The 25,644-nt window shown below is 66.8% G+C and carries 28 protein-coding genes and 1 rRNA gene; 4 read left to right on the top strand and 25 right to left on the bottom strand.

Annotated features, from left to right (window positions below; all coding sequences use genetic code 11):
• Both MJ603_RS11320 and tyrS read right to left on the bottom strand, forming a co-directional pair.
• Window positions 1-61, bottom strand: a 16S ribosomal RNA gene (locus MJ603_RS11320); the annotation flags it as partial.
• A 570-nt stretch (window positions 62-631) separates the two neighbouring features.
• Entirely contained in the window at window positions 632-1,930 is a 1,299-nt protein-coding gene (gene tyrS / locus MJ603_RS11315; RefSeq protein WP_243063817.1) for a tyrosine--tRNA ligase, read from the bottom strand.
• A 126-nt stretch (window positions 1,931-2,056) separates the two neighbouring features.
• On the opposite strand from tyrS, the gene MJ603_RS11310 reads away from it, so the two are divergent.
• Complete coding sequence (locus MJ603_RS11310; RefSeq protein WP_243063816.1) at window positions 2,057-2,680, top strand: SatD family protein; 624 nt, start codon at window positions 2,057-2,059, stop codon at window positions 2,678-2,680.
• Entirely contained in the window at window positions 2,677-3,267 is a 591-nt protein-coding gene (locus MJ603_RS11305) for a hypothetical protein (protein ID WP_243063815.1), read from the top strand. The genes MJ603_RS11310 and MJ603_RS11305 overlap by 4 nt, the downstream gene beginning before the upstream one ends.
• Window positions 3,268-3,286: 19 nt before the next feature.
• Here MJ603_RS11305 and MJ603_RS11300 read toward each other — a convergent pair whose 3' ends face one another.
• The 13 genes from MJ603_RS11300 to MJ603_RS11240 all read right to left on the bottom strand — a co-directional run bounded on the left by MJ603_RS11300 (window position 3,287) and on the right by MJ603_RS11240 (window position 16,994).
• Window positions 3,287-3,910 (bottom strand): DNA-3-methyladenine glycosylase, encoded by a 624-nt coding sequence (locus MJ603_RS11300; protein WP_243063814.1) that lies wholly within the window; start codon window positions 3,908-3,910, stop codon window positions 3,287-3,289.
• A gap of 1 nt (window position 3,911) precedes the next feature.
• The gene (locus MJ603_RS11295) at window positions 3,912-4,085 is read right to left on the bottom strand and encodes a hypothetical protein (protein ID WP_243063813.1); all 174 of its coding nucleotides are present in this window, start codon (window positions 4,083-4,085) and stop codon (window positions 3,912-3,914) included.
• Window positions 4,082-5,554: an argininosuccinate lyase gene (gene argH, locus MJ603_RS11290; RefSeq protein ID WP_243063812.1), complete on the bottom strand. Its 1,473-nt coding sequence runs from the start codon at window positions 5,552-5,554 to the stop codon at window positions 4,082-4,084. The genes MJ603_RS11295 and argH overlap by 4 nt, the downstream gene beginning before the upstream one ends.
• Window positions 5,551-6,480: an ornithine carbamoyltransferase gene (argF, locus tag MJ603_RS11285; RefSeq protein WP_243063811.1), complete on the bottom strand. Its 930-nt coding sequence runs from the start codon at window positions 6,478-6,480 to the stop codon at window positions 5,551-5,553. The genes argH and argF overlap by 4 nt, the downstream gene beginning before the upstream one ends.
• On the bottom strand, window positions 6,477-7,706 hold the full coding sequence (locus MJ603_RS11280; protein WP_279239149.1) for an acetylornithine transaminase: 1,230 nt from the start codon (window positions 7,704-7,706) through the stop codon (window positions 6,477-6,479). Before MJ603_RS11280 ends, argF begins: the two co-directional genes overlap by 4 nt.
• Entirely contained in the window at window positions 7,703-8,611 is a 909-nt protein-coding gene (argB, locus tag MJ603_RS11275) for an acetylglutamate kinase (protein WP_243063810.1), read from the bottom strand. The genes MJ603_RS11280 and argB overlap by 4 nt, the downstream gene beginning before the upstream one ends.
• Before the next feature lie 3 nt (window positions 8,612-8,614).
• Entirely contained in the window at window positions 8,615-9,772 is a 1,158-nt protein-coding gene (argJ, locus tag MJ603_RS11270; protein WP_243063809.1) for a bifunctional glutamate N-acetyltransferase/amino-acid acetyltransferase ArgJ, read from the bottom strand.
• On the bottom strand, window positions 9,769-10,812 hold the full coding sequence (gene argC / locus MJ603_RS11265) for an N-acetyl-gamma-glutamyl-phosphate reductase (protein ID WP_243063808.1): 1,044 nt from the start codon (window positions 10,810-10,812) through the stop codon (window positions 9,769-9,771). Before argC ends, argJ begins: the two co-directional genes overlap by 4 nt.
• A 228-nt stretch (window positions 10,813-11,040) precedes the next feature.
• Window positions 11,041-11,850 (bottom strand): ABC transporter permease, encoded by an 810-nt coding sequence (locus MJ603_RS11260; protein WP_243063807.1) that lies wholly within the window; start codon window positions 11,848-11,850, stop codon window positions 11,041-11,043.
• Window positions 11,847-12,722 carry an ABC transporter ATP-binding protein gene (locus MJ603_RS11255; RefSeq protein ID WP_243063806.1) on the bottom strand — a complete coding sequence of 292 codons (876 nt, stop codon included), beginning with the start codon at window positions 12,720-12,722 and terminating at the stop codon, window positions 11,847-11,849. The genes MJ603_RS11260 and MJ603_RS11255 overlap by 4 nt, the downstream gene beginning before the upstream one ends.
• 74 nt (window positions 12,723-12,796) lie before the next feature.
• Entirely contained in the window at window positions 12,797-15,313 is a 2,517-nt protein-coding gene (gene pheT / locus MJ603_RS11250; protein WP_243063805.1) for a phenylalanine--tRNA ligase subunit beta, read from the bottom strand.
• A gap of 4 nt (window positions 15,314-15,317) precedes the next feature.
• Complete coding sequence (gene pheS, locus MJ603_RS11245; RefSeq protein WP_243063804.1) at window positions 15,318-16,358, bottom strand: phenylalanine--tRNA ligase subunit alpha; 1,041 nt, start codon at window positions 16,356-16,358, stop codon at window positions 15,318-15,320.
• 60 nt (window positions 16,359-16,418) lie between these two features.
• Window positions 16,419-16,994, bottom strand: coding sequence for a TetR/AcrR family transcriptional regulator (locus tag MJ603_RS11240; protein ID WP_243063803.1), 576 nt, complete (start codon window positions 16,992-16,994; stop codon window positions 16,419-16,421).
• A gap of 71 nt (window positions 16,995-17,065) precedes the next feature.
• On the opposite strand from MJ603_RS11240, the gene MJ603_RS11235 reads away from it, so the two are divergent.
• Window positions 17,066-17,896, top strand: a complete 831-nt coding sequence (locus tag MJ603_RS11235; protein WP_243063802.1) for a bifunctional 2-polyprenyl-6-hydroxyphenol methylase/3-demethylubiquinol 3-O-methyltransferase UbiG — start codon at window positions 17,066-17,068, stop codon at window positions 17,894-17,896.
• Between the two features lie 14 nt (window positions 17,897-17,910).
• Here the strand turns inward: MJ603_RS11235 and MJ603_RS11230 are convergent, their stop codons facing one another.
• The 4 genes from MJ603_RS11230 to infC all read right to left on the bottom strand — a co-directional run bounded on the left by MJ603_RS11230 (window position 17,911) and on the right by infC (window position 20,072).
• On the bottom strand, window positions 17,911-18,711 hold the full coding sequence (locus MJ603_RS11230; protein ID WP_243063801.1) for an RNA methyltransferase: 801 nt from the start codon (window positions 18,709-18,711) through the stop codon (window positions 17,911-17,913).
• A gap of 149 nt (window positions 18,712-18,860) precedes the next feature.
• A complete protein-coding gene (gene rplT / locus MJ603_RS11225) occupies window positions 18,861-19,250 on the bottom strand; it encodes a 50S ribosomal protein L20 (protein ID WP_243063800.1) in 390 nt (129 codons plus the stop codon).
• A 31-nt stretch (window positions 19,251-19,281) separates the two neighbouring features.
• On the bottom strand, window positions 19,282-19,476 hold the full coding sequence (gene rpmI / locus MJ603_RS11220) for a 50S ribosomal protein L35 (protein ID WP_243063799.1): 195 nt from the start codon (window positions 19,474-19,476) through the stop codon (window positions 19,282-19,284).
• Window positions 19,476-20,072: a translation initiation factor IF-3 gene (gene infC / locus MJ603_RS11215; protein WP_243063798.1), complete on the bottom strand. Its 597-nt coding sequence runs from the start codon at window positions 20,070-20,072 to the stop codon at window positions 19,476-19,478. Before infC ends, rpmI begins: the two co-directional genes overlap by 1 nt.
• A 425-nt stretch (window positions 20,073-20,497) precedes the next feature.
• Here infC and MJ603_RS11210 point away from each other — a divergent pair, with 425 nt between their 5' ends.
• Entirely contained in the window at window positions 20,498-20,872 is a 375-nt protein-coding gene (locus MJ603_RS11210) for a DUF1844 domain-containing protein (protein ID WP_243063797.1), read from the top strand.
• A gap of 69 nt (window positions 20,873-20,941) precedes the next feature.
• Here the strand turns inward: MJ603_RS11210 and MJ603_RS11205 are convergent, their stop codons facing one another.
• From MJ603_RS11205 to MJ603_RS11180, 6 genes are all read right to left on the bottom strand, one after another.
• Complete coding sequence (locus MJ603_RS11205; RefSeq protein WP_243063796.1) at window positions 20,942-21,748, bottom strand: SseB family protein; 807 nt, start codon at window positions 21,746-21,748, stop codon at window positions 20,942-20,944.
• Window positions 21,732-22,478 (bottom strand): bifunctional 1-(5-phosphoribosyl)-5-((5-phosphoribosylamino)methylideneamino)imidazole-4-carboxamide isomerase/phosphoribosylanthranilate isomerase PriA, encoded by a 747-nt coding sequence (gene priA, locus MJ603_RS11200; protein WP_243063795.1) that lies wholly within the window; start codon window positions 22,476-22,478, stop codon window positions 21,732-21,734. The genes MJ603_RS11205 and priA overlap by 17 nt, the downstream gene beginning before the upstream one ends.
• A gap of 47 nt (window positions 22,479-22,525) precedes the next feature.
• On the bottom strand, window positions 22,526-23,188 hold the full coding sequence (gene hisH / locus MJ603_RS11195) for an imidazole glycerol phosphate synthase subunit HisH (protein ID WP_243063794.1): 663 nt from the start codon (window positions 23,186-23,188) through the stop codon (window positions 22,526-22,528).
• Complete coding sequence (hisB, locus tag MJ603_RS11190; protein ID WP_243063793.1) at window positions 23,185-23,787, bottom strand: imidazoleglycerol-phosphate dehydratase HisB; 603 nt, start codon at window positions 23,785-23,787, stop codon at window positions 23,185-23,187. Before hisB ends, hisH begins: the two co-directional genes overlap by 4 nt.
• A gap of 100 nt (window positions 23,788-23,887) precedes the next feature.
• The gene (locus MJ603_RS11185) at window positions 23,888-24,985 is read right to left on the bottom strand and encodes a histidinol-phosphate transaminase (RefSeq protein ID WP_243063792.1); all 1,098 of its coding nucleotides are present in this window, start codon (window positions 24,983-24,985) and stop codon (window positions 23,888-23,890) included.
• Between the two features lie 59 nt (window positions 24,986-25,044).
• The gene (locus MJ603_RS11180; RefSeq protein WP_243063791.1) at window positions 25,045-25,488 is read right to left on the bottom strand and encodes a LysM peptidoglycan-binding domain-containing protein; all 444 of its coding nucleotides are present in this window, start codon (window positions 25,486-25,488) and stop codon (window positions 25,045-25,047) included.
• Window positions 25,489-25,644: the final 156 nt, after the last annotated feature.

The following is a 25,644-nucleotide window of genomic DNA, read 5'->3' as shown; positions in this document are numbered from 1 at the left end:
CTTGCATGTGTTAAGCACGCCGCCAGCGTTCGTCCTGAGCCAGGATCAAACTCTCCATAAAAGCTGAACTCCACAAACCCGAAAGCCTGCAGAAAATTCAACACACAGCACAAACCGGAAAAAGGTCCACACCATGCGAGTTTGTTCTGACTAGAATCGAATATCAACTGACATTCAATATTTTATCTAATCCAAAGGAATCCCAACACCAACCAAAAAGGCCGATGCCGAGGTTATTGGCATTTGACATTGTGCACGCTGTTGAGTTCTCAAGGATCGGACACTCCCGGTTTTCAGTCTCTCGACTTGCTCCCCGGGGCAACTTCTCTACTTTACCACTCTCGCCGGCTTTGTCAAGTCGGGCCGGGCTGTCACGCGGACATGGCCAAGCCCTCACGACTCGAGCCGGCTGTGAAGACGAACTCCGCGAATGGGTTTTCAATCCTAGCAAGCCAGTGGTTCTCTCCTCAAGAGGAGTAGCGCTTCGGCTCGGGATCGGTCCCGCTTGAGGCCGGAAGCTCTTCGAGCTTTCCGCACCTTTGGGGTGACAGGGGATTACATTACGGGCGGGGTCGCAGTCGCGCAAATCGCGCAACGACCTCGGGCGTGTCGCCGTCTCGCGCCGTCATGTCTACTCGACGAACACTCCAGCGAGCGTCTTCTTGCCTCGCCGCAGCACGGCGACGCCACTCGGCAGCACTGAGCCGGCGATGGTCGCGGCAACATCCTCGACCTTGGCGTTGTTGACGTATACGCCCCCCTGCGAGATGGCCCGGCGGGCCTCCGACAGGCTCGAGGTGAGCCCGGTGTCGCTCAGCAGCTGGGCGATCGGCGCATCGGGAGACGTTGTCGTGTTGGGAAGCTCGCGGAGCGCGGCCTCGAGAGTGACGGCATCCGTCTCTGCGAGGTCGCCGTTGCCGAACAATGCTTCGGCCGCCGAGATCACGGCCTGTGTTGCCGAGGCACCGTGCACCAGCGTGGACACCTCGCGTGCCAGGGTGCGTTGGGCCTCGCGCTTGTAGGGCTCGTCGGCCACCGCTCGCTCGAGACGCTCGATCTCTGTGCGGGGCAGGAACGTGAAGACTTTGATCCGCTCGATGACGTCGTCGTCGAGCGCGTTGAGCCAGAACTGGTAAAACGCGTAAGGGCTCGTCAATGCCGGGTCGAGCCAGATCGCGTTTCCTTCGCTCTTACCGAACTTGGTGCCGTCGCTGTTGACCACGAGTGGCGTGCCGATGGCGTGCACCGACACTCCCTCGACTCGATGGATGAGGTCGGTTCCGCTGGTGAGATTGCCCCATTGGTCGCTTCCACCCGTCTGGAGCACGCAGCCGTATTGACGGTAAAGCTCGAGGTAGTCGTAGCCCTGGAGAATCTGGTAGCTGAATTCGGTGTAGCTGATGCCGGCGTCGGAGTTCAGTCTCGCTGCGACGGCATCCTTCTTGAGCATGGTGCCCACGCGGTAGTGCTTGCCGATGTCGCGAAGGAAGTCGATGGCCGACAGGGGTGCCGTCCAGTCGAGGTTGTTGACCAAGCGCACAGGATTGTCGCCCTCATCGCTGAGGAACCGGGACACCTGGGCCTGCAGGTAGCCGACCCACTCCGAGACCGTCTCTTTGGTGTTGAGCATGCGCTCCGCCGAGGGTCGAGGGTCGCCGATGAGGCCGGTCGAACCACCGACGAGACCGAGCGGACGATGACCTGCGAGCTGCAGGCGCCGCATGACGATCAGTTGCACCAGATTTCCCAGGTGAAGGCTTGCGGCCGTCGGGTCGAAGCCGCAGTAGAACGTGATCGGGCCCGATGTCAGCGCGGCGTGGAGCGCCTCTTCGTCGGTGGAAACGCGGATGTGGCCACGCCAGACCAGCTCCTGCCAGACGTCGGCGAAGCTGGGATCGTTGCTCTGGGTGGCGAGGGCATCGGCTGGCACGCGACAACAGTAGCAAGGGCTCTCCGCTTATTCGCGCATTGATTATGCCGTGAGGCTTAAGTACTATGGGGTTAAGGTTCCGTACTTATATCAACACTTATATCAGCGCGAACGTTGGGAGGGATCATGTTCGTCATCACCGCGGACCAGGTGAACAGCCGTAGCCGCCCCGACATCGTCGAACCCACGCAACGCCGTCTTGACGATGCCTTCGCCGGCCGGCTGGCGCTCCCCGTCGATCGGAACGCGGGCGACGAGGTGCAAGCCGTCACGGACGACGCGGATGCCGCACTCGCCCTGGTGCTCGATCTCAGCCGCACCGGCGAGTGGAGCGTCGGCGTCGGGTGCGGTGAGGTGAGGCATCCGTTGCCGGACGCCGCACGTGCCGCCACCGGCCCGGCGTTCTACGCCGCACGCAACGCCGTCGACGCCGCCAAAAGGCGGCAGACCAGGTTCGCCCTGCGCTCCGGGGCGGATGAGCGGGCGATGCAGGCATCCGATCTGGAAGCGATGATCAGCCTGCTGATCAGCCTGCGCGAGCGACGCAGCACTGCGGGCTGGGAACTCTACGACCTGATGGCGGCAGGCATGACACAGCGCGAGGCAGCCGCACGACTGGGCGTGAGCGAGCCCGCGGTGAGTTCGAGGGCGAGGGCCGCCGGCATCCACCCTGAGGCGGCCGCGGTGCCCGCCCTCACTAGGCTGTTGCACGATCTTGACGACGCGTCGAACGAGGGAGCATCCGAATGACCGTTTACCACGTCGCGCTCACCGGTGTGCTTCCCGTGATCTATTGGGCACTGGTGATCATCGTGGTCGGCCTCGGCATCGCGGCCGCAGCCGTGACCATCAAGACACCGCGGCGGTGGCTCGTCATCGCAGCTTCGGCTGCCTTGGTCGTCGCACTCGTGATGGTGGTGCTCCCTCACGATCGACCGTATCCCGCGGTGAGTGTCGTTCTCGGCCTGGCTGCGCTGGCGCTCAGCGTGCTCGGAGGCGGCCCCGCCGTGCTCTTCGTGCTCGCCGTGGCGTCGCGGGACACCGTGCGCGAGGGCCGTCACGGCGGCATCGTCGTCGAGAGGTCCGACTCCCCCGCATCCGGCGAGGTGCTGCGCGGCGGAACCGTGATCGGCATCTTCGAGCGGATCGCCACCACAGCCAGCGTCATGGCCGGTTTCCCCGAGGCGATCGCCGTCGTCGTCGCCGTCAAGAGCGTCGGCCGTTTCACCGAGCTCGAGGTCGCCGAGGTGCGCGAGCGATTCATCATCGGAACGCTCGTCAGTCTGGTGTGGGCCACCGCCTGCGGTGCGCTCTTCCGCCTCGCGACCGGCATCTGACCGCCCGGATCACCTCGCGCTAGAGCGCAGAGACGGCACGCGGATGCCGTTTGTACGGCGACACCGTCGCGTCGCCTTCGATCCAGTACCGCCACGGAAACGCGGCGGCGTCGCCGCCGAGACCACTGACGCCGGTGCGCGGTCCCGTCGCGATCACGCCCACAGATTCATCCGCGAGTCGGAGCGCGAACGGAGCTGCGAAGACATCCGAACCGTTCTCGCCGAGGATGATGCCGGTCGCCACCGTGAGTCTGGCGGGGCCGCGGGCCAAGTCGCGGTCGGGAACGCGTTCGCCGCGTCGTGTCCTGGCGAGGTCGATCCCGTCGACGATCTCTCCGGCGCGGAGCAGAACCGCAGACGCCTCCCCCACCGGCGAGCACACGAGGTTCGCGCACGTGTGCATGCCGTAGGTGAAATACGTGTACACGCGTCCCGGCTCGCCGAACATCACCGCGTTGCGCTTCGTTCGGCCGCGAAATGCGTGGGATCCCGGATCGGTGCCGTCACCCAGGTAGGCCTCGACCTCGGTGATGCGCAGCGTGACCGATCCCTCCTCGGTGACGTGGGTCAGTCGCGCGCCCAGGAGCTCCGGCGCCACCTGAAGCGACGTGCGCTCGAAGAACGACCGGTCGAGCCTTGTCATCTCAGAAGAGCCGACCACCAACGGCGATCGTCGCGATGATGCCGATGATGATGACCGCCGCGGCCACGATCGCGATGGTGTTGATCAGCCAGCGCGGGCTGCCTGTCCTCTTCGGGCGGGAACCCTCGGTCGAGCTCGTGCTCTTCTTGCCGGCCGGCTTGCTCGACGGTGTCATTGCACCGTTCCTTCCTCGAAAAGTGCGTCGGACAGGACACGGACGCGCTCCGTCAGATGCGCGCGCTGTTCGGCGACGCGAGACGGCGCCGTTCCACCCAGCCCATCGCGGGACTCGACCGAGCCCTGCAGGGTCAGCACGCCACGCACCTCTGGCGTGAGGTGCGGAGACACCCCGGCGAGCGCGGCGTCGTCGACCTCGTCGAGCTCCAGACCGTTCGCCTCGGCGTAGGCGACGAGTGCGCCGGTGATCTCGTGGGCGTCGCGGAACGGAACATGCTGCTTGACGAGCCACTCGGCCACGTCGGTGGCGAGGGAGTATCCCTGGGGAGCGAGTTCGCGCATCCGCTCGGTCTGGAAATGCAGTGTCGCGATCATCCCGGCGAAAGCGGGGAGCAGGACCTCGAGCGTGTCCACCGAATCGAAGACGGGTTCCTTGTCTTCCTGCAGGTCGCGGTTGTAGGCGAGCGGCAGGCCCTTCAGGGTGGCGAGCAGGCCGGTCAGATTGCCGATCAGCCGGCCGGACTTGCCGCGCGCCAGTTCCGCGATGTCGGGATTCTTCTTCTGCGGCATGATCGACGACCCGGTCGAATAGGAGTCGCTGAGCGTGACGAAGCCGAATTCGCGGGTGTTCCAGAGGACGATCTCCTCCGCAAGGCGGGACAGGTCGATGCCGAGCTGCGCCGTGATGTAGGCGAACTCCGCCACCGAGTCGCGACTTGCCGTGCCGTCGATGGAGTTCTCGACCACGCGCGAAAAGCCCAGCTCGGAGGCGACCAGCCCTGCATCGAGGCCGAGCGTGTTGCCGGCGAGGGCGCCTGAGCCGTATGGCGAGGCATCCGAGCGTCGGCGCCAATCGGTGATGCGTTCGAGGTCGCGAACGAGGGGCCAGCAGTGCGCCAGCAGGTGGTGCGCCAGCAGAACCGGCTGCGCGTGCTGCAGATGCGTGCGACCCGGCATGATCGCATCCGCATTCGCCTCGGCCTGCGCGGCGAGTGCGTCGATCACGTCGAGGATCAGCCGCGCGATGCGCTCAGCGTGGTCGAAGAGGAAGAGCCTGACGAGAGTGGCGATCTGGTCGTTACGGCTGCGACCTGCACGCAGCTTGCCGCCGAGCTCGCCACCGGCACGTTCGACGAGGCCACGCTCGAGTGCGGAGTGCACATCTTCATCGGATGCCTCTGCCCTGAACGCCCCGGACCGTACGTCGACCAGCAGCGCGTCGAGTGCCGCAGTCATGGCATCCAGCTCGGAGCGGGAGAGATATCCGGCCGCGGCCAGGGCCTTCGCATGCGCCTTCGAACCTGCGATGTCGTAGTGCGCCAGCCGCCAGTCGAACTGCGTCGACCTGCTCAGTTCGGTCAGTTCGGGTGACGGGCCGCTGGAGAAACGAGCTCCCCAGAGCGCGCCTGCCTCATTGGCCCGGTTGCCGCCGTGGGAGGAGTCCTGGGTACCTTCATGATCGGTCATGATGCGTTCTTCTCCAATAGCCAGGCCAGCAGAGCCTTCTGAGCATGCAGCCGGTTCTCCGCCTCGTCCCACACGACCGAGGACGGCCCGTCGATGACCGTGGCCTCGACCTCGTAGCCACGGTATGCCGGGAGACAGTGCAAGAAGATCGCGTCGCTCGATGCCACTGCCATCAGCTCGTCATCGACGCCGTAGTCGCCGAAGACCGCGACCCGTTCGGCCTTCTCCGACTCCTGCCCCATCGACACCCAGGTGTCGGTCGCGATGACGTTCGCGTCGGCGGCCGCCTCCTTCGGATCGGTCGTCACGAGCACGGAACCGCCGGCCTCGGACGCGATGCGACGGGCATCCTCGACGATGTCGGCCCTTGGCTGGTACGCGGCCGGTGAACCGATGCGCACGTGCATACCCGCCGTTGCACAGGCGAGCAGGTAGGAGTGCGCCATGTTGTTGGCGCCGTCGCCGACGTAGGCGAGGCTGCGGTCGGTGAGTGTTCCGAACCGCTCGCGCACGGTCAGCAGGTCAGCCAGCAGTTGGCAGGGGTGGAAGTCGTCGGAGAGCGCGTTGACGACCGGAACGACAGTGCCGGCGGCCATCTCCTCGAGACCTGACTGCGCGAAGGTACGCCACACGATCGCGGACACCATGCGCTCGAGCACACGGGCCGTGTCTGCCACCGACTCCTTGCCGCCGAGCTGGCTGTCGCTACTGGAGATCACCAGAGGCACGCCGCCGAGGTCGGCGATGCCGACCGAGAACGACACGCGAGTGCGCGTCGACGTCTTGTCGAAGAAGACGGCCACTGTCTGCGGACCAGTGAGCGGGCGCTCGAGATAGGGCTCTGCCTTCAGGCGCAGAGCCAGATCGAGGACCTCCCTCTGCTCACTTGCGGTGAGGTCGTCGTCGCGGAGGAAGTGGCGAGTCACTGGTCGGCTCCTCTGGTGTCGTTGCGGAGATCATCGAGAGCCGCGCTGAAGCGGCGACCGAACTCGGCGATCTCGTCGTCGCCGATGATGAGGGGTGGCGCGAGCCTGATGCTCGAGTCGTTGGTGGCGTTGATGATGAGCCCTCTGCGCAGCGCGGCCGCGGTCAGCTCGTTCGCCACCGGCTCGGTGAGGCCGATGCCGATCAGAAGTCCCGCACCACGAAGCTCGGCGATGAGCGGAGACCGGATGCCCCGCAGCAGCTCGCGCAGCTGCCGCCCTCTGATCCGCGCGTTCTCGATCAGCCCTGCGCTCTCGATCTCCTCGAGCACGGCGTCCGCCGCGGCCGTCGCCAGCGGGTTGCCGCCGAACGTGCTGCCGTGCTGTCCGCGCTCGAACAGCTCGGATGCCGCGCCGAACGTGATGAGCGCCCCGATCGGTACGCCACCCGCCATGCCCTTCGCCACGGTGATCGCGTCGGGCACGATGCCCGCGTGCTGCACCGCGAACCACGCGCCGGTACGACCGACGCCGGTCTGGATCTCGTCGACGACCAGCAGAGCGCCGTGTCGTGCGGTCAGCTCGCGTGCTGCAGCGAGGAATCCCTCTGGCAGGTCGATGACGCCCGCTTCACCCTTGATCGGCTCGACGAAGAGCGCCGCGACGTCGTCGTCGATCGCAGCCTCGAGCGCGGCGATCGTCGACTCGATGTGCTCGACCCCCGGCGGCATCGGCTCGAACGGCTCTCGCATGTGAGGCTTGCCGGTCAGAGCCAGCGACCCCATCGTGCGACCGTGGAAGCCGTTGTTCAAGGCCAGGATGCGAGTGCGTCCCGGCCGGGAGTTCAGCCTGGCCAGCTTGAAGGCCGCCTCGTTGGCTTCGGCTCCTGAGTTGCCGAAGAAGACGCGACCGCCGTCGCCTGCGCCGCTGATGCGCAGCAGTCGCTCCGCGAGGGCGACCTGCGACGGCGTCGCGAAGTAGTTGGAGACGTGCACGAGCTTCGCGGCCTGCGTGGCGATGGCATCCACCAGCACGGGGTGGGCGTGGCCGAGCGAATTCACGGCGATGCCTGCAAGGAAGTCGAGGTATTCCTTGCCGTCGACGTCCCACACGTAGGCGCCGCTGCCGTGCTCGAGCATCACGGCGGGCACCGCGAGCGAGCCCATCATGACCTGGCCGTACTTCTCGTGCCAGTCTTCGGCCGTGAAGGTGCGAGTCGTCTCGGTCATGCGGTCACCTCCGTTCCACTGCCGCCGTTGGTGAACAGCTCGAACAGCAAAGAATGCTCGTCGCGGCCGTCGATGACCGCTGCCTTCGGCACGCCGCCGGCGACAGCGTCGAGGCAGGCCGTCATCTTGGGGATCATTCCCGTGTCGAGCGAAGGCATCAGCTGTCTGAGCTCCTCGACGCCGACCTCGGAGATCAACGAGTCGCGGTCCGGCCAGTCGCGGTACAGGCCGGCGACGTTGGTGAGGATGACCAGCTTCGCGGCGCCCAGTGCGACGGCGAGCGCGGCGGCAGCGGCATCCGCGTTCACGTTGAGGCTGCGGCCCTGCACATCGACGTCGAGTGCGATCGAGGAGACCACCGGAATGCGCCCGGCGGCCAGCTCGGCCATCACGCCTTCCGGATTCACGCCGACCACATCGCCGACGAGACCGAGATCGACCTCGTCACCATCGACGACAGCGTGACGCACCCTGCCTTCGAAGAGCCGGGCATCCTCGCCGGAGAGTCCGGATGCCAGGGCACCGTGCCGGTTGATGTTGCTCACGATGTCGCGACTGATCTGGCCGGTGAGCACCATGCGCACGACGTCCATGGTCTCTGGAGTCGTCACACGGTACCCGCCGCGGAACTCGCTGACGATTCCGAGGCGATCGAGCATGGCCGAGATCTGAGGCCCGCCGCCGTGCACGACGACGGGGTGGATGCCGGCGAACCGCAAGAATGCGATGTCGTCGGCGAAGGCGCTCACCAGGTTCTCGTCGATCATGGCGTTGCCGCCGAACTTGATGACGATCGTTCGGCCGTTGAAGGCCTTCAGCCAGGGCAGCGCCTCGATCAGGAGGGCGGCTTTGCCGCTGGGGTTCACGTCGAGCGGCTGGGGTTCGATGTACGTGGGATCCGACATGGCTCAGCTCGCGTAGGCGCTGTTCTCATGCACATAGTCGTGCGTGAGGTCATTGGTGAGGATGGTGGCCGCGACGTCGCCCGCGTGCAGATCGATCACGATCGACGTGGCGCGCGGGGTCAGGTCGACGAGCTCGCGTGGCTGGTCCGGCTCCCCCGCCGTGCAGACCTGCACGCCGTTGATCGCCACGTCGATGCCGTACGGGTCGAACTCGGCGTCGGTCGTGCCTGCCGCGGCGAGCACCCTTCCCCAGTTGGGGTCGTTGCCGAAGATCGCAGCCTTGAACAAGTTGCTGCGCGAGACGGCGCGAGCGACCTCGACCGCGTCAGGCTCGGTCGCCGCGTGCACCACCTCGATGGCGATGTCGTGGGATGCCCCCTCCGCGTCGCCCTGCAATTGCATGGCGAGGTCCTGGCAGAGGTCCGTGAGTGCGAGCGCGAACTCGTCGGCGCTCGGCGTCACACCCGAGGCGCCGGATGCCAGCAGCACGACGGTGTCGTTCGTGGACATGCAACCGTCGGAGTCGAGTCGGTCGAAGGTGAGACGGGTGGCGGTACGCAGGGCGGAATCGAGCGTCGCGGAGTCGAGCGAGGCGTCCGTCGTGAGCACGACCAGCATGGTGGCGAGGCCGGGTGCGAGCATCCCCGCTCCCTTCGCCATGCCTCCGATCACCCAGCCGTCGCCGGCGACGACGGCCTGCTTGGGGCGCGTGTCGGTCGTCATGATGGCGGTCGCCGCGTCGAGCGCGTGCTGTTCGTCGGCGCCGACGGATGTCGCGGCCGCCTCGACTCCGCGGACCACGGCCGAACGGTCGAGTTGTTCGCCGATCAGGCCGGTCGAACACACGACGACGTCTCCCGCCGACACCCCGAACTGCTCGGCGACGGCCTCTGCTGTCGCGTGCGAAGTCTGGAATCCCTGGGCGCCGGTGTAGCAGTTGGCGCCTCCGGAGTTGAGCACGACGGCTGAGACGATTCCGTCCTGGACGACCTGCTCGCTCCAGAGCACGGGGTTCGCCTTGCACCGGTTGGAGGTGAACACCGCCGCCGCGTTCTGCCGCGGGCCCACGTTGTGCACCACGGCGAGGTCCAGCGCACCGGTCGCCTTCAGTCCTGAAGCGACGCCCGCCGCCTGGAATCCTGCTGCTGCCGTGACGCTCACGGTGCCACTCCGTTCACGCTGAGGCCGGTCGTCTCCGGCAGTTCGAGTGCGATGTTCGCGCTTTGGATCGCGGCACCCGCCGTGCCCTTGACCAGGTTGTCGATGGCGACGATCGCGACGACCCTGTTCACGGCAGGGTCGACGGTGACGCCGATGAGCGCGGTGTTGGCGCCCAGCACGTCGGAGGTGCGCGGGAACCTGCCGGCCGGCAGCACCTGCACGAAGGGCTCGCCGCTGTAGGCATCCGTCCAAGCCGCACGCACCTGTTCGACGGTGACGTCCGGCTTCAACGGTGCGGTCACAGTTGCCAGGATGCCCCGCGACATCGGCACAAGCACAGGCGTGAACGAGATGGCCGGGTTCGGTGCGCCGGCGGCCCGCAGGTTCTGCAGGATCTCGGGGATGTGGCGATGCGTGCCACCGACGCCGTACGGAACCGCGTTGCCGAGCAGCTCTGCTGCGAGATAGGTGGTCTTCAGGCTCTTGCCTGCCCCGCTGGGACCGACGGCGAGCACGGCGACGATGTCGCTGTCATCGATGAGCCCCGCCGCGATGCCGGGAGCGATCGCAAGGGAGACGGAGCTGGCGTTGCATCCCGGTGCCGCGATGCGGTTGACGCCGACGAGGGCATCTCGTTGCTTGCCGTCTTCGACAGGGAGTTCCGGCACCCCGTATGGCCAGGAGCCGGCGTACTCACCGCCGTAGAACGCCGCCCAGTCGCTCGCCGAGGCGAGGCGGTGGTCGGCGCCGCAGTCGATGACGAGCACGTCGTCGCCGAGCTGGGAGCTGATCGCGCCGGATGCCCCGTGCGGCAGCGCGAGGAACACGACGTCATGACCGGCGAGGGTCGCGGCATCCGTCTCCTGCAGCATCAGATGCGCGAGTGAACGCAGGTGCGGGTGGTGGTCGACGAGCGGAGAGCCCGCGTTGGACCCCGCCGTCACGGTGCGGATTTCGAAATCGGGATGATCGGCCAGGATGCGGAGGAGCTCGCCCCCCGCGTAGCCCGAGGCGCCTGCAACGGCAACCGAATAGGACATGTCTCTACCTTAATTGTGGACGGACGTTGGTCGGCACGGCGACGCCCACGGGTGAACCGCCGGCAGCGGTTCCGTACGCGTCGCCTAGCTTCGGCGTGCGTCCAGACGTCGGCGCGCGGCACGGGTCGAGAAGACCTGTGCGAGAACGGTGCGCCGGGACGAAGACATGCGAAGAGCATACCGGTCGCGCATCGCGCATCGCCAATCGCACCGGAAGGGAGTACGTGCTCACGAATCCTTGCGGATCCAGCGGAACGTCACCCGGCTGATCGCCAGACCCACGATGAACCAGATGCCGAGCACCACGGCGATCCAGCCCAGTTGCCATGAGTCGTTCGGTTCGAGCGTCACGAAGTCGCTCGGGAGGAAGACGCTGCGCATGCCCTGCGCCATCCATTTCAGCGGGAACACGCTCGCGATCGCCTGCATCCAGCCCGGCAGCTGATCGAATCGCAGGTAGACGCCCGAGATGAACTGCAGGATGAGCACGATCGGCACCACCACGGCGGTCGCCGACCTCCCTGACCGCGGCAGAGCTGACAGAGCGATCCCCAAGAGCGACGAGGTCACGATGCCGAACACGAAGATCCACACGAACGTCAACCATCTGCCGGGATCGGTCGGCAGAGCGATGCCGAGGAAGAGCCGCGCGACGACGAGGATCAGCACCAGCTGGATGATGCCGGTCGTGAAGACCTGGCCGATCTTGCCGATGAAGTAACTGACGGGAGACAAGGGCGTGCCGCCGAGCCGCTTGAGCGTGCCGTCACCCTTCTCGCGCGCGATGTCGACTGCGAGGTTCTGCACGCCGGAGAGCAGGATGCCCGCGGCGACCATGCCGGGAAGGTAGTAGGCACCGACGCTGATGCCCGGCTGACCGGGCTTCACCACGATGTCGCCTGACGCACTGAACGCCGCGGTGAAGATGCCGAGCATGATCAGCGGAAAGAGGAAAGTGAAGAACACGGTGTCGAGGGAACGGAAGTACGCGACGACCTCGTAACGGGTGCGGGAACCGCCGAGTGCGAGCATCCTCATGCTGCGGCTCGTTCACCGTCACGCGCGGCGCCGACCATCTCGAGATAGACATCCTCGAGAGCGGGACGGATCACCTCGAGACCGGTCGGCTCGGCACCGAGGGAAGCGACGAGGTCGGCGACCGTACGGCCCGGCTCCTGCGTACGCACCGAATGTTCGCCCCGCTGGTCGCGCCAGCGGACGATCGGTACGCGGGCGGATGCCTCGCCGATCTCATCGATGGGGCCGATGTCGATGAGCCTGCCTCCGGCGATCACCCCGGCACGATCACCGAGCCGAGCGGCTTCGTCGAGGTAGTGCGTGGTGAGCAGGATCGTCGTGCCCTCGCGTTTGAGCCCTCGGATGAGCTCCCAGAATTCGTGCCTGGCCTCGGGGTCGAACCCCGTGGTGGGCTCGTCGAGGAAGAGCAGTCGCGGATTCCCGATGATGCCGAGCGCGACGTCGACCCGACGACGCTGGCCTCCGGACAACCGGGCCAGCCTGGTGCCGGCCTTCTCGGTCAGCCCCACGGCTGCAATCGTCTCGTCGACGTCGCGAGGATGAGGGTAGAAGCGTGCGAAGTGACGCAACTGCTCCGCCACCGTCATGACGCCGGGCTCGCCTGTCGACTGCAACACGATGCCGAGCTGCGCCTTCCAGTCGAGGGTCGCACGATGGGGGTCGACGCCGAGCACGCGAACGTCTCCCGCTGTGCGGTCCCGGTAGCCCTCGAGGATCTCGATCGTCGTGGACTTGCCCGCGCCATTCGGACCGAGAAGAGCGAACGTCTCTCCCGGCTCGATCTCGAAGCTGATCCCGTCGACGGCCGTCGACCCGCCGTAGTCCTTGCGCAACCCATCGACGCTCACGACGGCGTCAGATCCGTGTCCCATGGCGTCAAGCCTGGCCGTTTCCAGCGGCCGGCGCCAGCATCCGTCGGAACCAGTCTGGGCTTTCCGCCGGGCGACTACTCGCGCACGGCGGCGCCGATGCGCTCGGCAGCACGAGCTGCGCCGGCGAGCTTCGCCTCGCTGGCTTCCGACGCCGTCAGGGTGCGATCGGCGGCGCGGAATCGCAGCGCGAACGTGAGGCTCTTCGAGCCGTCCGGCACACCGGATCCGCGGTAGTCATCGACGATGCGGGCGTTCTCGAGCAGCGCGCCCGCACCCTCGACCACCGCTGCCAGCACGTCGGCGGCAGGGATGTCCACGTCGACGACGAGCGAGAGGTCCTGGGTCGCCGCCGGAAACGACGAGATCGGAGTCACGTGGAGTTCCGAGCCTGCCGCCTCGATGATCGCGTCGAGGTCGACCTCGAGCACGGCAACCACCCGAGGCAGATCGGCGTCGACCGCCACCTGCGGCAGCAGCTCGCCGGCGTAGCCAACGTGTTCACCGGCGAGCAACACCTCAGCCGTGCGCCCCGGATGCAAGGCCTTGTGCGATCCCCGGCGCACCTCGAGCGTCACGCCGAGCGCGTTCTGCAACGTGCGCACAGCGGCGAGCGCGTCGGCGATGCCAGACGGAACTGCGGTAAGGCCGGGCTGCTTCTGCGTCGACTCTCCGGTGAACAGTGCACCGACCATGCGTGGCTGGGCAGGGATGCCTGCCTCGAGCCGGACGAGCTGTTCCGGCGTGGGCAGAGCGGCACCGACGGGGAGTTCCTCGGTGCCGTAGACCGGGCCGTCCGGGCGGAACACGAGGCCCACCTCGAACAGTGCGAGATCGGTCAGGCCGCGTGAGAGATTGCGCTTGGCCGTGTCGATCAGGCCGGGGAGCAGGGAGGTGCGCATGAACGGCGCCGAGGCGTCCAGAGGGTTGGTCAGCCGCACGGCGGGCACCTGCTGCTCGTTCGGAGAACCGAAGAGGTCGTTCTGCTCCTGAGTGAGGAACGGGTAGACCAGCACCTCGGTGAGGCCCGTCGCGGCGAGTGCGTTCGCGGTCTGTCTGCGCAGCTGCTGATCGCGGGTCAGGCCACGACCGGCGGGCGCGACCGGGAGCACGGAGGGGATGCGGTCGTACCCGACGATGCGGGCGACCTCTTCGACGAGCGTGGCCTTATCGGTCAGATCGGGGCGCCAGCTCGGCGGCGTGACGATGAGGCCGGCATCCGTCTGCTCGATCGCTCCACCGATCTCGGCAAGTGTCGTGCGTACCTCGTCGTCGGTGAACTCGACGCCGACGAGCTCGCTCGCGTAGCCGTGCGGAAGCAGGATCGGCTCGACCGTGACTGCGGTGTGATGTGCCGAGCCCAACGTGTCGGCCCGGCCTCCGCCGAGCTGCTCGAGGAGTTGCACAACGCGGGCGGCAGCGGCGCGAGCGACATCGGGGTCGACCCCACGCTCGAAGCGACGAGATGCCTCGCTGGGCAGCTTGTGCCTTCGGGCACTGCGCGCGATGGAGACCGGGTCGAAGTTCGCTGCCTCGACGAGCACGTTGGTGGTCGCGGCGCTCACCTCGGTGCTCGCGCCACCCATCACGCCAGCCAGCCCGATGGGGCCGGATTCGTCGGTGATCAGCAGATCCTCCGGGTCGAGCGCGCGCACCTGACCGTCGAGCGTGGTGATCTTCTCCCCCGGCGTCGCGCGTCGCACGGTGATGCCGCCGGTCAGCTTGTCGAGGTCGTACGCGTGCGTCGGCTGGCCCAGTTCGAGCATCACGTAGTTCGTGATGTCGACGATGAGCGAGATGGAACGGATGCCTGCAAGCACGAGCCTCGCGATCATCCATGCCGGCGTCGGGGCGCTCGGATCGATACCGCGAACGGTGCGAGTGATGAATACGTCGGCACCGATGCGTCCGCGGATCGGCGCGCCGTCGTCGATCACGACGTTGAAGCCGTCGCCGTCAGCGACCTGCACCTGCGCGGCAGGGTCGCGGAACGCCGCGCCCGTCGAGTGCGCGTATTCCCTGGCGATGCCACGGATGGACAGCGCGTAGCCCCGGTCGGGCGTGACGTTCACTTCGACCGAGACGTCGTCGAGACCCAGCAAAGAGATCGCATCCGTGCCGACGGGAGCGTCGAGCCCGAGCTCCACGAGTCGGAGAATGCCGCTGTGCTCGTCGCCGAGCCCGAGCTCGCGCGCCGAGGCGATCATGCCGTCGGAGACATGCCCGTACGTCTTGCGGGCCGCGATCGGGAAGGGCCCGGGCAGCACGGAGCCGGGGAGCGTCACCACGACCTTGTCGCCGACGAAGAAGTTGCGAGCACCGCAGACGATGCCGTGCACCGCTTCACCGCCATCGGCCGCCGGCTCGCCGTCGGGTGCAACGCGCACCTGGCACCAGCGGATGGTCTTGCCGTTGGTCTGCGGTTCTTCGACGAAGTCGAGCACCTCGCCGACCACGACGGGGCCCGCGATGTCGAAGCGGTGGATGTCTTCCTCTTCGAGTCCGACCTTCACGAGCACTGCGTGCACGTCTTCGGGCGTCGAACCCGGGGCGACGTCGACGTACTCGGCGAGCCAGCTGAGTGGGATCCGCATGCCCTTAAACCACCATTCCGAACTGCTGCGAGAAGCGGATATCGCCCTCGATCATGTCGCGCATGTCGTTCAGTCCATTGCGGAACTGCAGCGTGCGCTCGATGCCCATGCCGAAGGCGAACCCGGTGTAGACATCCGGATCGATGCCCGCCGAGCGCAGCACGTTGCGATTCACCATGCCGCAGCCACCCCACTCGATCCAGCGCGGGCCGCCCTTGGCGCCGGGATGCCAGACATCCATCTCGGCGCTGGGCTCGGTGAACGGGAAGTAGTTGGGGCGAAGGCGGATCTTCGCCTCCTCACCGAACATCGCCCGCGCGAAATGTTCGAGTGTTCCACGCAGGTGAGCCATGGTGAGGCCCTTGTCGACGGCGATGCCCTCGACCTGGCTGAAGACCGGAGTGTGCGTCGCATCGAGTTCGTCCGTGCGGTAGACCCGGCCGGGAGCCACGATGTACACCGGGAGTTCGCGCTCCAGCAGGGCGCGCACCTGTACGGGCGACGTGTGAGTGCGCAGCACCAGATGAGCCTCGGGCGGCTCGACGAAGAACGTGTCCTGCAGTGCACGCGCCGGGTGGTCCGCGTCGAAGTTGAGCGCGTCGAAGTTGAACCACTCGCTCTCGAGCTCGGGACCTTCCGCCACCTCCCACCCCATGCCGACGAAGATGTCGGCGATGCGCTCCTGCAACAAGGACAGCGGATGCCTCGAGCCGGCACGCCCCGGAAGTGCCACCTCCGTGACATCGACGGCTTCTTCAGCCAGGCGCTTCGCGTTCTCCTGCTCGGCGAGCACCGCTTCCTTGGCCGCGAACGCCTGGTTCACACGGCCGCGAGCCTGACCGACGAGCTTGCCGAACGCAGCCTTCTGATCGGCCGGAACGTCGCGCAGCGCTGCGTTCAAACGGGCGAGCTGCGAGTGCTCGGCCGCGTGGGCCGTGCGCGCCGCCTTGAGCTCGGCAGTGTCACTCGCGGTGTCGATCGCGGCCAGAGCCGCGTCGACCGCGTCCTGCACCGCGGATTCGGTGATCTCGATGGGTTCTGGCACGAACACCAAGTTTAGAGGAGCACGGATGCCTGTCCGCGCCTGGTAGGGAGGGACGCGCAATCAGCGCAGTATGGACGCGATCGCCTCGTCGACGGCGTCGGGATTCGGCGATGTCCCGGATTCGCCTGCGAAGAGCAGATGACCGGTGCCGATCAGCGTGAGGGCCAGCGACTGCGGATCCGCGTCAGTCAGGAGGCGACCACCTTCGCGCTCGGCGGCGAGGTAATCGGTCAGCACCTCGCTCGCCCGTCCGAGATACGGAAATCCGCGCGAGCCGGAGCTGCGCAGCAGGTCGCGCACGGCATCCCGCGAGATCACCAGGCGGATCATCGCCAACCCGAGTGGATCGAAGATCGAGGTCAGCGCGTAGCGGAGGTTGGCGACGATCGTCCCGGCCCCGGTGCGACGGTGCAGTTGGTCCGCGACGTTCGCGAGGGCGTCCGTGTGTGCGAGGACGAGGTCGGCGAGAAAGGTGTCGAAATCCGCGAAGTGGTGGTGCAGCACGCCCTTGGCGACGCCGAGCTCGTCCGTCACGGCACGGCTCGTCAGAGCGTTCGCGCCGTCACGGAGGAGCACGTTGTCGGCGGCGGAGAAGAGGCGCGTGCGGGCGTCCTGCAAGGCGATTCCGGTGGGCATCGGGCCTTCTCCTTCCGGCGGACGATGATTCGCGTGTTGATAGTGACCAAGTGCCCACTTATAGTGGGCGCATGGTCACTCTACCGGAACGATTCACAGCAGCCGAGTCCCACAACGCCCGTGCAATGGCCGAATCGTTCGGCTCGGATCCCGAGCGTTACGACCGGGCGAGGCCGCGATATCCCGTCGCGCTGGCCGACCGCATTCTGGCGCAGAGCCCCGGATCGGCGGATGCCGGTCGCGATGTGCTCGACGTCGGAATCGGCACCGGCATCTCGGCTCTGCCGTTCCGCGACCGAGGCGCCGCCGTGCTCGGCATCGAACCGGATGCGCGGATGGCCGAATTCGCACGACACGAGGGCTTCGACGTCGAGGTCGCACGGTTCGAGAGCTGGGATGCGGCAGGGCGCACGTTCGACGCCGTCGTCGCCGGGCAGAGCTGGCACTGGGTGGACCCCGTCGCCGGCGCGACGAAAGCGGCCTCCGTTCTGCGGCCGGACGGGCGTCTTGCGGTGTTCTGGAACGTGATGCAGTTCCCTGAGGATGTCGGCCCGGCCATCGACGACGTCATCGCTCGCGTTCTTCCCGGTACCCCGTTCAAGGCAGGCATCTCCGGCGGACTGGGTGCGTACCGAGGACAGTTCGACAAGGCCTCGGACGGCATCCGCTCGACCGGATCATTCACCGAGCCGGATCAGTGGCGGTTCGACTGGCAGCGTGTCTACTCGCGCGACGAATGGCTCGATGGGCTTCCCACGTCCGGCGGATTCGACAGACTGCCCGCCGATCGACTCACCCACGTGCTCGATGGCATCGGCGGAGCCATCGACGCAGCCGGCGGGAGCTTCACGATGGACTACGCCGCCGTGGCTGTGACGGCAAAGAAGCGCCCGAACGCGTGATCTCGCTTTGCGCTTCAGCTTCTCTGCGCGAACGCCGATTCGTAGAGACAGACCGACGCCGCCGTCGCGAGGTTCATCGACTCCGCGTGGCCGTACACCGGCACCGTGATCACGCGGTCCACGAGTTCGACGACTTCGTCGGATATGCCGTGCGCCTCATTGCCGAAGACCCACGCCGTCGCCATCGCGAGCTCTCCGCTCACCCGCGCGACGAGCAGGTCGTCGCCCGCCATGTCAGCGGCGATGACGTGCATCCCCGTCGCACGAGCTCTGGCGAGAACGTCGTCGATGGCCGCGCCGGTCGCCACGGGCAGGTGGAAGATGGAGCCCGTCGTCGAGCGCACCACCTTCGGGTTGTACAGATCGACGGTGTGACCGGCGAAGACGACGGCATCCGCTCCTGCGGAGTCGGCAGCCCGGATGATCGTTCCCGCGTTGCCGGGATCGCGAACCTCCTCGAGCACCGCGATCAGCCGCGGGTTCGCGTCGAAGACGGCGTCCAGCGTCGCGGGAAGCTGGCGGCAGACCGCCACGAAGCCCTGCGGGGTGACCGTGTCGGCCATCGTCTCGAGCACCTGCTCCGTGACGAACTCGCTTCTGACTCCGGTCGAGTTCGCGAGCGCCGCGACGTCGTCGTGCTTCGTGAACGCCTTCTGCGTTGCGTAGAGATCGACGACGGAGTCTGGACTCCAGATCAGCGCCTCTCGGGCCGCCTGCGGGCCCTCGAGGAGGAACATTCCGGTCTCGGCGCGCGCCTGTTTCTTCGCCAGCTTGGCGACTGCGCGAACCCGGGGCGAGCGGGGGTTGTCGAGCACTCCGCCAGCCTAGCGGCTGGCCGAGTGCTCGGTGCGGTGCTGATCTGCACGCCCGTCCCTGCCGGTCGTGCAGCAGTCAGCCAGGCACACGGAAGACACAGATCGGCCCGCACCCATTGAAGGGCACGGGCCGGTCTGTTGTTTGCTGCTTACGCGGCGTCGGCGCGCGGGGCCGAGGTGTCGGCCGGCAGCGCCTTCTTCGCGGTCTCGACGAGCGAGGCGAACGCGGCGGGCTCGTTCACGGCGAGCTCCGCCAGGATGCGACGGTCGACCTCGACGCCGGCCAGGTTCAGACCCTGGATCAGGCGGTTGTAGGTGAGGCCGTTCTGACGGCTCGCGGCGTTGATGCGCTGGATCCACAGGCGGCGGAAGTCACCCTTGCGGGCACGACGATCACGGTAGCTGTAGACCAGCGAGTGGGTGACCTGCTCCTTGGCCTTGCGGTAGAGGCGCGACCGCTGACCGCGGTAGCCCTCTGCGCGCTCGAGGATGACCCGACGCTTCTTGTGGGCGTTGACAGCCCTCTTCACTCTTGCCATTGCTCAATATCCTTTTCGCGTCGTTGTCGGCTTACTTGCCGAGAAGCTTCTTGGCGACCTTGGCGTCGACCGCCGGGAGTACCTGGTCCTGGTTGAGCCGGCGCGTACGGCGGCTCGACTTGAGCTCAAGGTGGTGGCGCATGCCGGCCTGCTGCTTCATCACCTTGCCGCTGCCGGTGAGCTTGAAACGCTTCTTGGCCCCGGAGTGGGTCTTCTGCTTGGGCATTATTTCTCCTCATCGGTGGCGGGTTCAGTGTCCGCCTCGGTGGCCGCCTCATCCGTTCGCTGCTGGGAGCGCGCCCGGTTGGCGGCACGTTGTGCGTTGGCCTCGGCCTTCGCCTCGGCCTTGTTCTTCAGAGGGCCGATGACCATGACCATGTTGCGTCCGTCGATGGTCGGGCTCGATTCGACCGAACCGAACTCGGCCACGTCTTCCGCGAACCTCTGCAGCAAGCGAACACCCTGGTCGGGGCGGGACTGCTCACGGCCGCGGAACAGGATCATGGCCTTGACCTTGTCTCCGGCTTTGAGGAATCCCTCGGCGCGCTTGCGCTTGGTCTCGTAGTCGTGTTTGTCGATCTTGAGGCGGAACCGCACCTCTTTCAGCACGGTGTTCGCCTGGTTGCGCCTGGCCTCCTTGGCCTTCTGCGCAGCCTCGTACTTGTACTTGCCGTAATCCATGATCTTGGCCACGGGCGGCTTCGAGTTCGGAGCCACCTCGACGAGGTCCATGTCGGCTTCCTGCGCGAGACGGATGGCGACCTCGATTTTGACGACGCCGATCTGCTCTCCTGCGGCTCCGACGAGGCGAACCTCGGGCACGCGGATACGGTCATTGGTACGGGGATCGCTGATGCGTGGCTCCTCTGATCAAACAGTGCTTGTGTTCAAGCATCCGACCGGCGGCGCCGTCGGATGGTCGGCAGAGGTCTCTCACACGCTTTCGTTCCGTGCTCACACACGGCCGTGCATTCACGCACCCTCTACGTCAACCTCGAAGACTTTCGTCTTTTCGGCGGAGTGCCTAACGACCCGGTAACCTCATAAAGCGGTCAAGCGCGGGTGGGAGAATCTCCACTTTCCCTTTCGAGGCGTCATGTCCCGAAGGCCCGACATAGTCTAGCAGACGCCGTGGGCGTCACCGAACGGCCCGGAACGGATGCCTTCGGTGCACGCACACCCAGGTGCACGACTTCCCGACTCCCCCGAGCGCTCAATCAAGACCACCCACTCAAGACAGAGGCAGCATGTCCGATCAGCACGTCCACCGCTTCGACGACCAGGATGGCGAGGCCACGGTAGCCGACGCCGCCCGCGACATCGCGGACGTGCCCGCCGTCGAGGTCATCACCACAACGGCGGTGCACCTGATGAGCGCCGCCGCGATCAAGTGCGGACTCGCGGACGACCCCGCGACACAGACCGACCTGGACGAGGCACGCAAACTCATCGACGCGTTGGCCGGATTGGTCACCGCGAGCGCTCAGCACATCGGCGATCAGCACGCACGCAGCCTGCGTGACGGGCTGCGCAGCCTTCAACTGGCGTTCCGCGAGGCATCCGCCATTCCCGATGCGCCGGGTTCCGGTCCAGGCGAGAAGTACACCGGATCGGTCATCTGAGCCGACGATGTGCGTTGCGGGGTCAGTGCTGGTCGGGTCCGGCGCTGGTCGGGTCAGTGCTCGATCGCGTCAGGGATTCAGCAGGCGCAGCTTCATCGAGTCGACGCGCTCCGCGATGAGCGGAGAGACAGCCCATCGGGCACTGAGCCGTTGAACGATGCCGCCGACGGCATCCGCGTCAAGACCGGGCAGCAACACGAGACCCACCTCGAGCTCGGGTCCGACGAGCCTCGCCGACGGATCGCCTGCCGCGAGCCTCACCTCGAGAACCGACGCCTCGTCGGCGATCGACTCGCCAAAGGCGGCACGCACATGTTCGTCATCCCACGGCGTTCGCCATGTGCCACCGGTCGCCAACGCTGCGACCGCGGGTCGGCGCAACACGAACTCGCTCGGGCTGGTCGGATCGATGACGACGAGTTCGGTCTGCTCACTCGCCGCTGCGAGAGCCACGCGGGGTCCCACCGCCGGGACCGGGCGTGCCTTCGGATTCCACGCCGCGAGCGTGTGCACCGACGTGAACGCCGGAAGGACCGCACGACCGTCGGGCGCGCTCACCGTCGTGATCGAGAGTTCCTGGGTCTTGTCCACCGGGCGGCCATCCGCCGTCTCGCCGACCTCACCGGCATGCGCGAGCAGCGGCACGAGCAGCCGAGCACCCCGGAAGGCGTCGACGACGGCCGCCTCACCACCGCGCCCGTCGGTGAAGGCCGTCAGCGCAGCGATCAGTGCGGGGTCTGCCGAGCCGTCGTCGGCCGCCGCTTCGTTCTGCTCGAGCCGACGGCCTTGCCATGGTTGCCCTGCAGAGTCGGCACCGTCGCTCGACCCGAACAGGTGGCCGCGCTCGTGACCGCCGTCGTCAGTCGCCCGCGACATCCAACGCCTCGGCCAGTGTGAACGCACCCGAGTACAGAGCTTTGCCCACGATCGCACCCTCGATGCCGAGCGGAACGAGTTCGCGCAGCGCCGTGATGTCGTCAAGGCTCGAGATGCCGCCGGATGCCACCACCGGCCGGTCCGTGTGCTGAGCCATCTGCTTCAGCAGGTCGAGGTTCGGGCCACGCAGGGTGCCGTCCTTCGTGACGTCCGTGACGACGTAGCGTGCACATCCTGCGTCCTCGAGTCGGGTGAGGACCTCCCACAGATCGCCGCCCTCCTTCGTCCAGCCGCGGGCGGCGAGGGTCGTGCCTCGCACATCGAGGCCGACGGCGATCGCCTCACCGTAACGGGAGATCGCGTCGGCGGCCCACTCGGGGTTCTCCAGCGCGGCGGTGCCCAAGTTCACCCGCTTCGCGCCGAGATCGAGTGCGCGCTGCAGCGACTCATCGTCGCGGATGCCGCCCGACAGTTCGATCTTGACGTCGCGTGTGCTGCGCAGCACGGCCTTGAGCACGTCGAGATTGTGTCCACGCCCGAACGCGGCATCGAGGTCGACGAGGTGGATCCACTCCGCGCCCTGCTCGATCCACTCGCGCGCGGCAGCCACCGGGTCGCCGTAGTTCGTCTCGCTGCCGGCCTCGCCTTGCGTCAGGCGAACGGCCTTGCCGTCGGCGATGTCGACGGCGGGAAGCAGTTCGAGCTTCGGAGTGTCACTGATGGGGCTCATCGGAACCTGGATCCTTCTGGGGTCGTTGGAGGGACGAAGCCGGGCCGTCAGGCGGCACGCGACGGCAGGCTCATCACCCAGTTGCGCAGCACCCGCATGCCTGCCTTGCCGGACTTCTCCGGGTGGAACTGGGTGGCCGACAGCGGACCGTTCTCCACCGCTGCCAGGAACCGCCCGCCGTGATCGGCCCAGGTCAGCTTCGCCGGAGCGAACACGTCGGATGCCGGAACTCCCCACTCCTGCGCCGCATAGGAGTGGACGAAGTAGAAGCGCTCGTCGCGCACACCATCGAACAACACAGAGTCGACGGGGGCATCCACGGTGTTCCATCCCATGTGCGGCAGGATGCGTGCATCGAGGCGATCCACTATGCCTGGCCACTCGCCAAGACCTTCGGTGTCGCGACCGTGCTCGACGCCTCGTTCGAACAGCACCTGCATGCCGACGCAGATGCCGAGAACGGGCAGGCCGCCCGCGAGTCGGCGGTCGATGATCTGATCGCCACGCACGGCCTTCAGCTGGTCGACGACTGCCTCGAACGCACCGACGCCCGGAACGACGAGCCCGTCGGCAGTCTGGGCGGCCTCACGGTCGGCCGTGAGCGACACCTTCGCACCGACAGCCTCGAGCGCCTTCGCTGCTGAGTGCACGTTGCCAGAACCGTAGTCGAGCACCACGACGGACGGAGCGCTCGAAGCTCCCTCGGTCACAGTGCGCCCTTGGTCGACGGGATGCCTTCCACCAGCGGGTCGAGCGCCTTCGCCTCGCGGAACGCACGCGCGAACGCCTTGAACTCCGCTTCGGCGATGTGGTGCGGGTCCCGCCCGCCGAGCACGCGCACATGCACGGTCAGCGCGGCATTGAAGGCGATCGCCTCGAAGACGTGCCGCACCATCGATCCGGTGAAGTGGCCGCCGATCAGGTGGTGTTCGAATCCGGTCGGCTCCCCCGTGTGCACGAGATAGGGACGTCCGGAGATGTCGACGACCGCCTGCACGATGGCCTCGTCGAGCGGCACGGTGGCGTCGCCGAAACGCGCGATGCCACTCTTGTCGCCCAGCGCCTGTTTGATGGCCAGACCGAGAACGATGGCGACGTCTTCCACGGTGTGGTGCACGTCGATCTCGATGTCACCCTTGGCGTGCACGGTGAGATCTGTCAGCGAGTGCTTGGCGAACGCGGTGAGCAGATGATCGTAGAACGGCACCGTCGTGTGGATGCTGCTGCGGCCGGTTCCGTCGAGGTCGAGCGACAGCTCGATACTCGATTCGCTGGTCTCGCGGCTGATGCTCGCGGTGCGGCTGCTCATGCCACCGAGTTTATCGGCGATTGAGGGGAGAGCCGTGCGAGCTCGCTCGCGCGAGCCGACCCGATTGAGCCGGTGAGCGGCGAAGCCGCGATAGTAGGGATCACGCCGCGCCCGACGCCGCAGGCCGCGCAAGCTCGGCCATCGCGTCGAGGAAGATACCGGTCTCCTCCGCCGTGCCCGCGCTCACGCGCAGGTGATTCGGGATGCCGACGTCACGAACCAGGATGCCTCGCTCCTTCAGCGCGAGGAAGGTCTCATGCGGGTCGCGCACACCGCCGAACAACACGAAGTTGCTGCCGGACTCGTGCACCGTGTACCCGAGCGCGGCGAGCCCTGCGGAGATGCGATCACGCTGCGCGACGATGTCGTGCACTGTGGCGAGCATCTCGTCGGAGTGCCGAAGGGCGGCCACCGCCGCTGCCTGCGTGAGCGCAGAGAGGTGGTAGGGCAGGCGCACCAGACGCAGAGCGTCTGCCACGGCCGGGTCGGCAGCGAGATAGCCCAGCCGCACACCGGCGAACGCGAATGCCTTGCTCATCGTGCGCGACACGACAAGCCGCTCACGGCCTGGCAGCAGGGTCAACGCGCTCGGCGCATCCTGAGGCATGAACTCGGCGTACGCCTCGTCGACGACGACCATGCCCTGTGCGGCGTCGTACACCGCCTCGACCACGTCGAGTCCGAGCGGCGTGCCGGTGGGATTGTTCGGGGCGCAGAGGATGACGACGTCTGGCTTGCTCTCGGTGATCTCCCGAACGGCGTGCTCTGCTGTGATGACGAAGTCGGGTCCGCGGTCGGAGGCGATCCACGCCGTTCCGGTACCGGAGGCGAGCAGCGGATACATCGAATACGTCGGAGCGAACCCGAGCGCGCTGCGGCCGGGACCGCCGAACGCCTGCAGAATCTGCTGCAACACCTCGTTCGACCCGTTCGCCGCCCAGATGTTGGATGCATCGAGACCGTTGCCGAGATAGCCGGCGAGGGACTCGCGAAGCAGTCCGAACTCGCGGTCCGGGTAGCGGTTCGCTGTCTTCAGCGCCTCTCCGACGGAGGCAAGAACGTCAGCCACCACATCGTCGGGAATCGGATGCGTGTTCTCGTTCACGTTCAGCGCCACCGGCACCGGGGCCTGCGGAGCTCCATAGGGGGTCTTACCGCGCAGATCGTCGCGGATCGGAAGGTCGGAGAACGAGATCACCCACCAATGCTAGGGCGGGACAACACCCCCGCGACGCCGCACGTGAGCTCCAGGACGTCTCAGCGCGCCGAGCCGTCGTACTGGTGGGGAATTGCCAACCTCTGACCCGCTTGGACGACGCTGGACGAGAGGCCGTTGAGGTCCACGATCGCACCGACGACGTCGCGCGGGTCGCTCGCCGGCGCGATGCGCTGGGCGATCAGCCAGAGCGACTGTCCCGGCTGGACCGTGACGTGGCGAAAGGACGCGGAGAACGAGGAGCCGGCGCCCGCGGCGGCTGCGCTGTTGGCGACGATGACCCCGCCGAAGACCAGCGCGGGCAGCACCACGAGTGCGGCGAGAACAACGCGACCGCGCCGGGTCAGGTGGGTGCGCACTCGCCCTGACGAGGCATCCGTGCGACCGACGGAAGGGCCGGAAGCATCGACGGTGGCAACTCCCAGCTCACGCGGCGCGGTACGCCGGACTCCGATCCGATGCACAGCAACCCCGATGGTCGTCATGGTCTCTCCTCCCGAGAATCGAACTCGTCTTCCGAATCTATCTTCGATGAACGCATTTTTCAACGGTATGTTCGCATTTGGGTACGACGTTCTTTCAACACGCTCGAACAAAGCGGCCGATTGAGGCCGATTTCCAGATAGAGTTTCGATCGTCAC

This window comes from Humibacter sp. RRB41, from assembly GCF_022761015.1.
In the GTDB taxonomy this organism is placed as follows: Bacteria; Actinomycetota; Actinomycetes; order Actinomycetales; family Microbacteriaceae; genus Humibacter.
The sequence above is the reverse complement of the archived record's forward strand: the minus strand, read 5'-3'. Positions and strand labels throughout refer to the sequence as shown.

What these genes read in the sequence shown, in the direction of transcription:
- MJ603_RS11310 (WP_243063816.1), top strand. Translation starts at nt 2,057, where the DNA reads ATGTTCGTCATCACCGCGGACCAGGTGAACAGCCGTAGCCGCCCCGAC.
- MJ603_RS11305 (WP_243063815.1), top strand. Translation starts at nt 2,677, where the DNA reads ATGACCGTTTACCACGTCGCGCTCACCGGTGTGCTTCCCGTGATCTAT.
- MJ603_RS11300 (WP_243063814.1), bottom strand. Translation starts at nt 3,910, where the DNA reads ATGACAAGGCTCGACCGGTCGTTCTTCGAGCGCACGTCGCTTCAGGTG.
- MJ603_RS11295 (WP_243063813.1), bottom strand. Translation starts at nt 4,085, where the DNA reads ATGACACCGTCGAGCAAGCCGGCCGGCAAGAAGAGCACGAGCTCGACC.
- argH (WP_243063812.1), bottom strand. Translation starts at nt 5,554, where the DNA reads ATGACCGATCATGAAGGTACCCAGGACTCCTCCCACGGCGGCAACCGG.
- MJ603_RS11280 (WP_279239149.1), bottom strand. Translation starts at nt 7,706, where the DNA reads ATGACCGAGACGACTCGCACCTTCACGGCCGAAGACTGGCACGAGAAG.
- argB (WP_243063810.1), bottom strand. Translation starts at nt 8,611, where the DNA reads ATGTCGGATCCCACGTACATCGAACCCCAGCCGCTCGACGTGAACCCC.
- argC (WP_243063808.1), bottom strand. Translation starts at nt 10,812, where the DNA reads ATGTCCTATTCGGTTGCCGTTGCAGGCGCCTCGGGCTACGCGGGGGGC.
- MJ603_RS11260 (WP_243063807.1), bottom strand. Translation starts at nt 11,850, where the DNA reads ATGAGGATGCTCGCACTCGGCGGTTCCCGCACCCGTTACGAGGTCGTC.
- MJ603_RS11255 (WP_243063806.1), bottom strand. Translation starts at nt 12,722, where the DNA reads ATGGGACACGGATCTGACGCCGTCGTGAGCGTCGATGGGTTGCGCAAG.
- pheT (WP_243063805.1), bottom strand. Translation starts at nt 15,313, where the DNA reads ATGCGGATCCCACTCAGCTGGCTCGCCGAGTACGTCGACGTCGCCCCG.
- MJ603_RS11240 (WP_243063803.1), bottom strand. Translation starts at nt 16,994, where the DNA reads ATGCCCACCGGAATCGCCTTGCAGGACGCCCGCACGCGCCTCTTCTCC.
- MJ603_RS11235 (WP_243063802.1), top strand. Translation starts at nt 17,066, where the DNA reads ATGGTCACTCTACCGGAACGATTCACAGCAGCCGAGTCCCACAACGCC.
- rplT (WP_243063800.1), bottom strand. Translation starts at nt 19,250, where the DNA reads ATGGCAAGAGTGAAGAGGGCTGTCAACGCCCACAAGAAGCGTCGGGTC.
- rpmI (WP_243063799.1), bottom strand. Translation starts at nt 19,476, where the DNA reads ATGCCCAAGCAGAAGACCCACTCCGGGGCCAAGAAGCGTTTCAAGCTC.
- MJ603_RS11210 (WP_243063797.1), top strand. Translation starts at nt 20,498, where the DNA reads ATGTCCGATCAGCACGTCCACCGCTTCGACGACCAGGATGGCGAGGCC.
- MJ603_RS11205 (WP_243063796.1), bottom strand. Translation starts at nt 21,748, where the DNA reads ATGTCGCGGGCGACTGACGACGGCGGTCACGAGCGCGGCCACCTGTTC.
- priA (WP_243063795.1), bottom strand. Translation starts at nt 22,478, where the DNA reads ATGAGCCCCATCAGTGACACTCCGAAGCTCGAACTGCTTCCCGCCGTC.
- hisB (WP_243063793.1), bottom strand. Translation starts at nt 23,787, where the DNA reads ATGAGCAGCCGCACCGCGAGCATCAGCCGCGAGACCAGCGAATCGAGT.
- MJ603_RS11180 (WP_243063791.1), bottom strand. Translation starts at nt 25,488, where the DNA reads ATGACGACCATCGGGGTTGCTGTGCATCGGATCGGAGTCCGGCGTACC.